The 11,547-nt window shown below is 41.4% G+C and carries 10 protein-coding genes and 1 pseudogene; 4 read left to right on the forward strand and 7 right to left on the reverse strand.

The features are described from left to right. Positions 1-131 precede the first annotated feature (131 nt). Complete coding sequence (locus tag BUB11_RS15490; RefSeq protein WP_073030663.1) at positions 132-3,098, reverse strand: FAD-binding and (Fe-S)-binding domain-containing protein; 2,967 nt, start codon at positions 3,096-3,098, stop codon at positions 132-134. Between the two features lie 568 nt (positions 3,099-3,666). Here BUB11_RS15490 and BUB11_RS28300 point away from each other — a divergent pair. Continuing rightward, positions 3,667-4,311, forward strand: a complete 645-nt coding sequence (locus BUB11_RS28300) for a hypothetical protein (protein WP_073030665.1) — start codon at positions 3,667-3,669, stop codon at positions 4,309-4,311. A 75-nt stretch (positions 4,312-4,386) separates the two neighbouring features. On the opposite strand, the pseudogene BUB11_RS28305 reads toward BUB11_RS28300, so the two are convergent. The 4 genes and pseudogenes from BUB11_RS28305 to BUB11_RS29095 form a co-directional block, all read right to left on the reverse strand. After that, positions 4,387-4,530 (reverse strand): annotated as a pseudogene (locus BUB11_RS28305) (DUF1659 domain-containing protein); the annotation flags it as partial. A gap of 575 nt (positions 4,531-5,105) precedes the next feature. Further along, complete coding sequence (locus tag BUB11_RS29090; RefSeq protein ID WP_073030738.1) at positions 5,106-5,648, reverse strand: CBO0543 family protein; 543 nt, start codon at positions 5,646-5,648, stop codon at positions 5,106-5,108. 69 nt (positions 5,649-5,717) lie between these two features. After that, entirely contained in the window at positions 5,718-6,272 is a 555-nt protein-coding gene (locus BUB11_RS15515) for a CBO0543 family protein (RefSeq protein ID WP_073030667.1), read from the reverse strand. A 248-nt stretch (positions 6,273-6,520) separates the two neighbouring features. Then, a complete protein-coding gene (locus tag BUB11_RS29095; protein WP_073030668.1) occupies positions 6,521-7,045 on the reverse strand; it encodes a CBO0543 family protein in 525 nt (174 codons plus the stop codon). Positions 7,046-7,702: 657 nt separating this feature from the next. Here BUB11_RS29095 and BUB11_RS15525 point away from each other — a divergent pair. Further along, positions 7,703-9,706, forward strand: coding sequence for a methyl-accepting chemotaxis protein (locus BUB11_RS15525; RefSeq protein ID WP_073030669.1), 2,004 nt, complete (start codon positions 7,703-7,705; stop codon positions 9,704-9,706). A gap of 71 nt (positions 9,707-9,777) precedes the next feature. Next, entirely contained in the window at positions 9,778-10,062 is a 285-nt protein-coding gene (locus BUB11_RS29100) for a MerR family DNA-binding transcriptional regulator (protein ID WP_427846318.1), read from the forward strand. 245 nt (positions 10,063-10,307) lie between these two features. Here the strand turns inward: BUB11_RS29100 and BUB11_RS15535 are convergent, their stop codons facing one another. Next, positions 10,308-10,763 (reverse strand): hypothetical protein, encoded by a 456-nt coding sequence (locus tag BUB11_RS15535; RefSeq protein ID WP_073030670.1) that lies wholly within the window; start codon positions 10,761-10,763, stop codon positions 10,308-10,310. A 150-nt stretch (positions 10,764-10,913) separates the two neighbouring features. Between BUB11_RS15535 and BUB11_RS15540 the strand changes: the two genes are divergently transcribed. After that, entirely contained in the window at positions 10,914-11,129 is a 216-nt protein-coding gene (locus BUB11_RS15540) for a DUF3102 domain-containing protein (protein WP_242947563.1), read from the forward strand. 59 nt (positions 11,130-11,188) lie between these two features. Here BUB11_RS15540 and BUB11_RS15545 read toward each other — a convergent pair whose 3' ends face one another. After that, positions 11,189-11,461, reverse strand: a complete 273-nt coding sequence (locus tag BUB11_RS15545; RefSeq protein ID WP_073030671.1) for a hypothetical protein — start codon at positions 11,459-11,461, stop codon at positions 11,189-11,191. Between the last annotated feature and the right edge of the window lie 86 nt (positions 11,462-11,547).

Genomic DNA, 11,547 nt, shown 5'->3' on the forward strand with positions numbered 1-11,547 from the left:
TCGATTATGTTCATCAACCTATAGACGGTTTAACGTCAGCAGAGTACAGACTGAATTATATGAGGGGATTTCATAATGTTTAATCCCGTCAAAGATTAGCCCGGAGATTTTAGTCTCCGGGCTAACTGACGTTACTCAAGTGGGAGCGGCGATGAAGCACGATCCACAAGATACATCAGGGATTGATAGCTGATTCCACTATGCAAGGAAAGCCCGATCTCACAGGTTCTGCTATTGGAATAACCTGAAGTGCACTCCTTGGGGAGGGAGGGTTTAAGTCCTGCTAAGGCAGAATAATTCAACTCTGGGAAAGAAAATCCTCGATCTCCTGCAAAGCCGCAGCAATGAACATCATCAGGCATAATCACCTTTTCCGCACAGGCTTCGGCCAGGGCTTTAAATTTATTGCTGATCTGCATTTTAACCGAACTACAAGTCACGTGAACGGCTACCGTTTCCGGGACCTGTCTGAACTTTAAGTGTTCCATCAAGAAATCGTGGGTGAACTCCACGGAATCATGAAGCTTAATCCCGGATTTAAAGGCCCGTTTCATGCGATAGAGACAGGGGCTGGTGTCGCAGAGGATTGGATATTTGCCATTTTCACTGGCTTTGAGCAGGACCTTCTCCAGTTGGTCACTCTTCTCATCAGCTATCTGAAAGAAGCCTTTACTTTCCCAGGGCATACCACAACATAAATTCGTCATGTCCGGTGGGATGATGACTTCATAGCCAGCTTTGGTTAAGATGGACAGCATCACTTCATGGAGAGGTCTTTGATCCTTGTCTTGACGAGCAGGCCCCATAGAGCGGCTGATGCAACTGGGGAAATAGACTACCTTCAAGGGTTCTGACCCCGGGGAAGCGGCCTGCGCCGTAGTCAAGGGTCCTGTTGCAGAACCGGATCTCGTTTGGGGAGCGGACCCTCGGCCAGGCATCCAAGGATTCCAGAGAGGAATCCGATTCTTCGTTACAAGGAAGGCCTTAGACCCAAGTTTATTCATAACCCCGGTTCCCAGGAGTGAATGAGCTGCATTCACTGCCCCCAGGCCAAAGCGCATAAAGGTGGTTACCCCATTCATATTTTTTGACAGACGTTGGGCAATGAAGCGAGTGGTGGGAGTAATGGCCTGGGAACGCAGATATTTGGAATTGTCGCCGGTATTAATGGACAGCGGGCAGGCTTTGGCACAGAGTCCATCCGTAGCACAGGTGGCATTTCCGGCATAGTCATAATCCTTCTGCAAGCGCGTTAACCGCTGTGGATCTCGGCCCGTCCTTTTAAGGTAGGAAATTTCACGCTGCAGAATAATCCGCATCCGTGGAGTTGTGGTCAAATTTTTGGAAGGACAGATATCCTGGCAGAAGCCGCAGTTGGTACAACGATCAATGGTTTCATGAGACTGAGGCATCATTTTTAAGTTTTCCAGATAAACATTCTTGTTGTCATTGATGATCACACCGGGATTTAGTAGACCATAGGGATCAAAGGCGGTTTTTATCCGTCTCATCAGCTGGTAGGCTTTGCTCCCCCATTCCAGTTCGACGAAGGGAGCCATATTCCGCCCGGTTCCATGCTCGGCTTTCAGGGAACCATTGTATTTCTTAACAACCAGTTCATTAACTTCCTTCATTAGTCCCGAATACTGCTTGATTTCTTCCTCCGTCTCGAACTTCTGGGTAAAGATAAAGTGCCAGTTCCCGTCCAGGGCATGTCCGTAGATAATGGCCTTATGGTAACCGAATTTATTAAGAATAGCTCGCAGGTCGATGGTGGCCTCGGCTAATCGTTCTAAGGGAAAGGCCACATCTTCGATAATCACAGCAGTCCCTTGTTCACGGATTCCACCCACGGCTGGAAAAATTCCTTTGCGTATTTTCCAGTAGGTTTCATACTCGGATTTTACCGAGGTAAAGTCAATGGGCAGAACCGTCGGTACGCTCTCCAACCGTAATATAACCTCTTGAATTCGTTGTTCCAGAAGCTCACGATTTTCGGCCCGGACCTCCACCAGGAGGGAGGTTGCCTCTTCTGAGAGAGTTTTTAAATAATCAGGCATACCGGGCTCGTCTTCCATGGTTCTAAGGGAAACTCGATCCATCATTTCCGCAGCGGATACTAAATCTCTATTAAGCTTCATCACAGCGCGGCAAGCATGGTCCATATCGGGATAAATGATTAAAGCCGAGGCTTTATGGTCATGTTCAAACACCGTTTTATAGGTAATCCGCGAGATAAACCCTAAAGTCCCTTCCGAACCGATCATGACATGCTTGATAATCTCAAGAGGGTCCTCAAAGTCCACAAAGGCATTGATGCTGTAGCCTGTGGTATTCTTGATTTTGTACTTCTTTTTAATCAGCTCAGTCAGCTCCGGATCGGCCTTTAGCTCGTCCCGAATGCCTTCTATTTGGCGGATAAGATCCGGTCTGCTTTGCAAAAAATCACGGCAAGAGGCAGGATCTGCCGTATCAAGCAGGGTTCCGTCATCGAAAATAAGGCGCATGTCTGCCACTGTTTTATAGCTGTTATCGGCAGTACCGCAGCACATGCCACTGGCATTGTTGGCTGCGATCCCTCCGATCATGCAGTGATCAATGGAGGCCGGGTCCGGTCCGATTTTGCGGCGATAAGATCTTAAGTAGCGGTTTGCCTCAACGCCAAGGATACCCGGTTCCAGGGAGATGGCCTTGCCGTCTTCATGAACCTCATAGTGCCGCCATGCTCCCTGGACCACCAGCAGGACGGAATCAGTTAAAGCCTGCCCCGATAAACTGGTCCCGGCACATCGGAAGGTAACCGGTGTATGTAAGGTTTGAGCAATTTTCAAAATCGCCGCCATTTCTTCATTATTGACGACTTTAACAACCACCTTAGGGATTAAGCGATAAAAGCTGGCATCAATGCCATAGCCTAAGGTGAAAAAGGGGTCGATAAAGACTCGTTGCTCAGGAACGAAACGGATTATTTCCCGAAAGAAATCTTGATATACTTTTGGGAGTGAGGGCAAATCCTTATTTTTCTGGGCGGGATTACGCGGGTCATGTGGATTTAAAGGATAAGACATGGGTTGTGTACCGCTGCGCCAATGAGTCAAGTTAATCACGTCCTTTCTTGAAGGGTTATGCTTTAGTCTTTGCGGAGTTAATATGTATGATTCTTAATTATAATTGTTATTATAAAAATTTTCAAATAAATATTATTTTAAAGATATTATAATGTGATGTCTACAATCCTGTTGGCGTGTCTTGTGTTTACGCTTAGGGCTCCGCTATATATATGGGAGATATTTGCATAATGACGCTAAAAGGGAAGCAATGATCCGCCAATCATTGCTTCCCTTTCTGTTCATAGGGGGAACTATCATCAATACTCTAATCAATACTAAGGCAAAGAAAAATTTATTATCTCCAAATAAGCTTTTTCATACCCGTATAACCCCTGGATTACTTTTCATTATCCTCTGTTTTACGCTTTTGATTACAGCCATAGAACCCATATACATGGCTGTAATCAGAAATTACCTGCAGGGCACAAGGGATTGGGTCCGTGCTCTAAAAAAGCTGGGACACAAAATATTGGAGTAAAAATTTAGTAGTATTAAGTTTTTATCAAAAATGACGATATATAATAAAAGGATCTATGTGAGAATGGGGGGAATTATTATGGCAATTAATCCAGTACCAACTTCGGCACAAAGTGGGATCACCAACGCGGTAAAAGTTATTGATAGTGAGCATACTTCCAAAGTGGCTGCCGCTGATACGACGCAAGTAATTCCAGTCACAGAAGCCGCTGTATATGAGACATCAGAACAAACGACCAACAAAACGAAGATAACGTATACCAGAGATTCGGCAACACTGAGCGAAATCAGCAGGCAAGTTGATGCAAAAATGAGTAATTTGCGAGAAATAGTTGAAAACCTTATCACTATGCAGAGTCTGAAAACAGGCGAAGGCAAGGGCCTAAGCTATGATCAAATTATGAAAAAATATGATGGGGAACTAAAGGATTTTTATCAAAATCTAGAGGTAGATGATTCAACTCGCCTAAATGCGCAACAGGAAATTTCCGAAGACGGTTTTTGGGGTGTAAAGCAGACTTCGGAAAGGGCCATCGAATTTGCCAAAGCTCTTTCGGGTGGAGATCCCTCCAAGGCAGCTTTATTAAGAGATGCAATAGAAAAAGGTTATAAGGCTGCCGAAAAAGCATGGGGCGGGGAATTGCCGGAAATTTGCAAGCAAACCCATGAAGCCACCTTGAAAGGACTCGATGACTGGGCTAATGAAGCGATTCACTCGGCCTAGAAAGACCGAAACGACTGAAAATGCCTCAGCCACATCATAGAGGTCTTCTTTCGTAGCGTCGTGCTTCACACCACTCAGGTCTTTCTGTCTGAACACCGGGGCGCCGGCGGGTGTCAGCTCGAGCTGGTATTTCACAACCAGCGCCGAATCTAAGGGCAACGTTCTTATAGATACCAGGCATGTCCAACAAATCGACAGCGCTGTCGATTTGTTGGACATGCCTGGTATGAGCTTGTCTCACCCTTAAGCCTGGATACATAGCAAAGCAAACAAAGGCTCTCCCAGATACAATCTAAAATTACCGCCGAAAAGTAATCAAGAGAGCCTTTATAAAGGGGCTATTCATAAGCATTTAGTCAACTGGCGAAATGATCAGTTTAATATTATTTTTCCTGGACTAGGTGCTTTGCGTAAATTTTTAGCGTTTCCATCGCTTCGCAATTTGGACAGACATTAATTTCTTCTATAGAATTCCCATTATCATACTCCTTCTCGCATTTCGGGCATATAGGGCATTTCTGATCTTCACTCATTACACATTCCCACTTTCTTATTTCTTTAATAGCTGCACATGTATATCCAGAATCATGTTTTATAATAGGAAGTTCTTTGTGCCTCTAAATATTGTATGCATCCAATAAGAGATTCACCCACAACAATGTAAATCCCTTCCTGTCATTTAAAAAGTCAGTTTATTGGACAAAAACTCAAGTATCATCAAGGTATCAATTGGAATTTACCGGAAAGCGGGAGCAGCAATCTTCAAGTGGATTAGAAGTGCACACCTTCAAAATCTATTTAGTCAACGATTCAAAATTAGATCTCTTATAAGTTACATAATAAATTATTAAGTAAACTATAATATGTATAGGAACGAAATAAAAGGTGTTGAAAAGTTTAGGATTAAAGATGAGTAACTTCACTGCAATTGGTTGAATTATAAATGAAATAATTAAGGAAAAAATTATTGCCTTAATTATGGGGTTGAATTTCGGTTTATACTGTAGTGATAACATAATTGCTACCGGAAATAAACTTAGGTCAAAGGGAAGAAATGGCGGAATTAAAGGGTCTACATTATAGTGATAATTCCATAATCCATATTCCACTCCAATTCCGTCTAATGTAGATGTTATGCCAATTGCGACAATACCACCATATAAAAGCCTATCAGTGCTTTCCTTTTTCCTTAAATAAATCCATACAATCCAGGGAATGATCAATATGCCTAGGTTGACCCACCATCTCCTATTGGAGAGAAAGTCGTAATACCATAAATCTATTAATTTGAAGTGAAGTTCAATTGCTGAAGTTCGGAGAGCATCATAGGATTGCATTACTTGAAAAACATCCACGCAAAATACCCCGTATTCTGTAAAGCTAAAATCAAATAGTTTAGAGGGTAACTACAAAGGTTCAAATTTAGACCTTCTAAAAGCTACATAGTAAATAATTAAGTAAATTACCACTAACACAGGAAAAGAGTAATAGTGCTTCCAAGATTTATGGTGATAGATTTGTAAACTAACCCAAAATGGCTCAACTATAAAAGAACTAAAAGCGGAAAATGCAACAGCCTTAATTATAGGGTTAAGTTTTGGCAGGTATTGAAGCGATAGCATGACTGCAACAGGAAACAAGCTAAAGTCAAACGGAAAAAAGCCAGGGATTAATGGTTCTAACTTGTAACGATAATCCCATATACCATATTCCACGCCAATTCCATCTAACAAACCTGCAATGCCGGCCCCGAGGACACCCGCATACAGCAGTCTGTCAGTACTTTCCTTTTTCCTTAAGATAATCCAGACAATCCATGGAATCAAAGTTGCCCCGACATTAAGCCACCATCTCCATGTAAATATCATGTATTTGAACCACAGCTCAATTATCTTTATATTTAGCTCAAGCAGAGAAATACGGATAAACTCATAGGTTTGTAGCGCTTGAGAAACATCCAAGTTACATTAACCTCTTTCATAAAAGTCACTAGCTGGCTTATCATTAATGGTTTTATGTTTTCCGTTATTAAAGAATATATGCCCAGGCTGTTTGCATAAGTTGCTATTAGAAATTCTATCGGGTTAAGAAATAAGGATATTTCTTCCGTGCTACATAAACGGCCTGTCACGTGATAATCTGCATACATGTCGATGGCTAGACTAAACATTATGAAATTGACTCATATAGTGAATAAAGGATCGAATGTTTACTCAACATAGCGTAAAGGAATATTAAATAGAAAAATTAAGGATATACCTAATACGACTATTCCTAACCATGCTAGTGGAGGCTTGCGCCAGTGGAGTAATAGCAAAGGAAAAGTGAGCATATTGAAACAAAAAGACCATTTTAGATTCCATCCATGCTCATAGTAAATTAGTCCAAGTAAATTAAATATTAATTCTATAAGAGTGTAAAGTACTGACCAAGAAAAAATATAAATGCATTTGATTATACGTGATCGATAATTCGGGTAATGATAGATAAATATTAGAACTGTTGACGGGAATACAGTTAATGCCATGACTAGAGAAATAACTGATGAATTAACGAAAGTTGGTGTATAATCCCACAACGTATACTCGTTAGAAACAAGGTTATAAACTATATTGCCAGAACTAAAGATTAAAATTGTAGAGTAATACTTAGACCAATTCCTCCAATCTCCCCATATGTATCCAGCGATAATCCAGATCGTAAAATTAGTGAGTCTAATGATAATATAAATCATTATTATTAACCATCTCTTCTATTTAATACACTCTAGTATAAATGCTTAAATCTAAAAATATGTGTATATGTTAAGCCTGAATAGTTAACCATTGAGAAAAGCCCGAGGTAATTATCTCCGACATTGAGGTATAATAGGTAGATTGACTTATGAAATTAATTGTAAGATATTTTACTACCTATCAATCAAATAGCTCATCCTTATAGGTAAATGTAGCATTAGTTGGTTTTGAATGAGTATTTGGAAGCATCTGCAAAATTAAGCAGGTGCTTTTTACTCTTTAGAACAGTTTTACAGCATACTATATTTTTCAATGAACTCATAGGAACGCTAATAAACATTACAGCTTTAGTTTGTGTCAAATTGGAAAAAAACATATTGACAAGAACAAAAACCAAGTGTTAATATTTACTTGCTAATGAAATTGATAATCATAATCAATTATTACACATAACTGTTTAGATTAAAAGGCACCTAGCCCTCTGCGAATGAATCAACGTGGACAGTATTTCAGGCAATTGAAAGGATTGGAAGGAGACAAGAGAATGAAAAAAGAGTTCACTTGCTGGAATAACATTGTGACTTAGAAAGGTATAGCCGCCTGCAGGGCGGCTTTCTAGGCTTTGAAGTATTGGAGTGCAGATAAGGAGTCGCGACATGAGTTTAAGTAAAAAAATTATTATCCCCGTGGTTCTCGTCATGGCCGTAGCGGTTTTTCTTCTGGGATACAGCATTCATGGGAGCATCAAGGAAAACCTTTCCGGGTTTTATCAGGAGAATTTAAACAAAAAAGCAGATGCTTTTCAGTCAGAAACAGACATGATGAAAGAAAAGGCCTTGAATGCAGCAGGCTGGTTTGAAAGTTCCGCCAATCTGCTCCAGGCCTATCAGGTGGGCGACCGCAAGACGGCTATTGATCTCGGACAATTGGCAATGGAGTCTTTCGGACTGGACTATTTTCTGATTACGGACTTAGAAGGCAAGGTTTTAGTCAGGGCTCATGAACCGGAGAAATTCGGGGACAGTATTGCCGGTCAAATCAATATTCAGATGGCCCTTCGGGGAGAAAAAAGTGTTGGGATCGAAGAAGGAAAAGAAGCCGGGCTTTTTATCCGGGCGGGTTCTCCTCTTAGAAATGCTAACGGTGACATTATCGGAGTTATTTCCACAGGTTATACATTTGGCAGCGAAGCCTTTGTTGACAGGTTTAAGAAATTGTTTGATTCGGAAATTACTGTTTTCATTGGCGAGAAGAGGGTAATGACTACTTTTCTGGATGAAAAAGGGGAGCGGATTATTGGAACTAAACTGGAAAACCAGCAAATAACCGAGGATGTGTTAAAGAAAGGACAAATATATTATGGCCAATCCAATATTAGGGGCACCGACTACAGCGCTGTTTACTCGCCCATTGTTGATGTAGACAATAAAATTGTCGGTATGATGTTCATCGGAGATAATACAGGACTAATCAACAGCCTGATTGGGGAAACAACAAAAAGAATAGGGATGGTTTCTGTAGTCTTAGCTGTTTTCCTTATTCTTGCAATGGCTTTGATTGTCAGGAGATTGGTCATCAAGCCCCTCGCTGGGGTACTGGCTATTCTGAAAGGGGCAGCCGAAGGAAAAGGAGATCTTACCATAAGAGTTCAGGAGCAATCTAAAGACGAACTTGGTGAATTGGGCAAGTACTTTAACCTGTTTGTAGATGAAATGCAAGGATTGGTTAAAAGTGTTGGGAACTCGACAGGCCAAGTAAGTGCTTTTTCAGAGCAGATGGCGGCTAATGCTGATCAGACCAGTAAGGCTGCTGAAGAGATTGCCCTAACCATCTCTCGTTTGGCCGAAGGTGCCAATACCCAGGCTTTGTCCGTAAAACAAGGAACAGATATGATTGAAGCAATCAATAAGGCAATAACAGCGATAAAAAATAGTACCGGACATCTGGCTAAGGTCAGCGGGGAAACCCATAAAACAATGGAAACAGGATTCCAGGCCATTGCTACCCAATTTGATGCCATGGAAAAAAACAAAAAAGCTTCAACGGGCGTGGTCAATAAAATCAATGCTTTGGCCAATAAATCAGATGAAATCGGACAGATTGTCAATGTTATCAACGATATTGCCTCCCGAACCAATCTCTTGGCCTTGAATGCGGCCATTGAGGCGGCCAGAGCAGGGGAGCAGGGAAAGGGTTTCTCAGTCGTCGCCGAAGAAGTGCGCAAACTGGCGGAAAAGTCCACGGTTGCTACCCGGGAAATTGCCGGTCTGATCCAGGAAATTTTGAAAGGGATTTTTGAAACCGAGGAGGAGGTACTGCTGGCTAGCCAAGCCGTGAGCGCTCAGGAATCAGCAGTAAATGAAACACAAGATTCCCTTCGCGATATCCAAGGAGCCGTCGAGAAGGTTATGACGGAAACGGGCAGCATCTCCTTCGCTGCGCTGGGGCTTGGCCGGGAAGTCAAAAACATGGTACAGACGATGAACAGCATTGCTGAAGTAGCGGAAGAGAGCGCTGCTTCTACCCAAGAGGCTTCAGCAGCTACGGAAGAGCAAACCTCCTCGATGGAAGAAATGGCCGTTAACGCTCTGCAGATGAATGATGCAGCGAAAGATCTTCAAAATATGGTTAAGAAATTTATCATCGTCGGTTATGATTAGAACCCTCCATATTAACACCAGACTTTTGCCGAATGCAATAATAGGTAAAAGATCGGAGGGGATCTGATTGAATGAATACCTATAAAACAGCAGAGATTGCACATCGCATCGGAATCCATCCCAATACAGTGCGGCTTTATGAGGAGGTTGGACTGATACCCAAGCCTCAACGGGAGGCGAACGGCTATCGGGTTTTCACGGATTTCCACATGGAGCAATTCAAGTTTGCGAGAACTGCCCTAAAAGCCGCTTCACTTGACTTGCGAATCGATAGTGTCTTGCTGCCCGTTATTGTGATGATTGCACTTGCAGTGACATGTATTGGTGTTTCTATTCGCTTTTTCAGATGGGAGTAATCCAAGCGCGCGCATTTTAATAATGACTTTATTCTCAAAGAAGACACTCTAAAGAACACGTTTTATCATCATTTGCGAGCACGTTTAGGGGACGATTTTTTCGAGACATAGGCTAAGAATTTTTAGCGTGGATTACCTGAGAAATGGTGAGTGAGCTGATTTAGCAATTGTTATGTTAAAGCCAGAAGAAGAGATGGTAGGTCAGGAATGTCATTTAAAAAATAAAGTTTAAGAAACTCCAATTACTATAGTAAATGCATTTTCTTATCGATAATTCTTAAAGTCAAAGAAACCATGAAGCCATATATTAAGGCAGTAGAAAGTGTTGAATATGCGACGCTTAATGGCATTTTTCTAAATAGAGGTAGATTAAGTATTGTTCCAAATGTATTGAGTAATAACCAAATAACTAAACTATACCCTAATCCTTTGAGATATAAATAATTGATAGATGTAAACATTATCATGTAAGCAAAAATAACTCCAAAGATTATACATACTGCTGCATGGCTAATCATCGAAAGAATTATACCAAAAATTCCTTCTTTAGAATAAACTTGATATGTAAGTATAATTGTTGCGTAATCGTTGAAAGTTCTATCAGTCCATCCCAATGATTTATATATAATCCCTACAATGTCACAAGTAATACTTGCTATAAATCCTGCGATACCTCCTGCAACAAGTCTATCTTTTTTCACTAATTCATCTCCTTTTAGCACGTTTTGCTTATATAATGTGTAAAGCTCAATCTTTATATGTAAGCTGTAGACTAGGTTAAAAGAGTATTGGATGAAAATGCTTGCTTCCCTCGACAGTGACGGTAATCCAAATTCGTCACCAGTGACGAATTGACCTACACCCAGGCGCCCATCCTTCTTGGGATCCCGGAAGAGGAGCGGGATGAGTTTATCGCGGAGGATGATGTCGAGAGCATGACCAAATTGGAATTACAGCAGGCTGTCAAGGACAGAGAACAGGCCATTCAGGAGAAAAAAGACCTCCTAAAAGACCTGGACTTGAAAAGCAGCGAAATCGCCCAATTAACCATAAGCAAAACAAGATGAGAGGAAAATCACCTCTCATCTTGTTTTGCTTATGCATGCTTCTATTGAAGGTCGAATAATTACAGGTTGACAACCTTAGAACTGGGTGAGTTCATGTCCGATTTGCGCATAACATGATTTACAACTTTAACGACAGTGGCAGGTGAACTGGTCAGTTTGACCACTCGGAACTCTCTCGATTTTTCACCGTATAACACGTTTAGGATATCCAAGACCTTTCCTTTGGCGGCAAAGAATGTTGCCTCATCACTAGCACCACGCAGTTCTGGTGCCCATAGCTGCCCAATTTCCTGACCTAACTTTAATAGTTCAGAATGGAAATGCCAATACATAAGAACCTCCTTAATTAGCTCATGTTTTACTCATTCTATCAAAAAAGTGTTAAACCTAAATTATCGGTTTGTAAAGTGTTCGTAAA

The organism is Desulfosporosinus lacus DSM 15449, assembly GCF_900129935.1.
In the GTDB taxonomy this organism is placed as follows: Bacteria; Bacillota; Desulfitobacteriia; order Desulfitobacteriales; family Desulfitobacteriaceae; genus Desulfosporosinus; species Desulfosporosinus lacus.

Excerpts from the sequence above, each read along its gene's own strand:
- BUB11_RS28300 (WP_073030665.1), top strand. The coding sequence starts at position 3,667 with ATGGCAATTAATCCAGTACCAACTTCGGCACAAAGTGGGATCACCAAC.
- BUB11_RS29090 (WP_073030738.1), bottom strand. The coding sequence starts at position 5,648 with ATGCAATCCTATGATGCTCTCCGAACTTCAGCAATTGAACTTCACTTC.
- BUB11_RS29095 (WP_073030668.1), bottom strand. The coding sequence starts at position 7,045 with ATGATTTATATTATCATTAGACTCACTAATTTTACGATCTGGATTATC.
- BUB11_RS15525 (WP_073030669.1), top strand. The coding sequence starts at position 7,703 with ATGAGTTTAAGTAAAAAAATTATTATCCCCGTGGTTCTCGTCATGGCC.
- BUB11_RS29100 (WP_427846318.1), top strand. The coding sequence starts at position 9,778 with ATGAATACCTATAAAACAGCAGAGATTGCACATCGCATCGGAATCCAT.
- BUB11_RS15545 (WP_073030671.1), bottom strand. The coding sequence starts at position 11,461 with ATGTATTGGCATTTCCATTCTGAACTATTAAAGTTAGGTCAGGAAATT.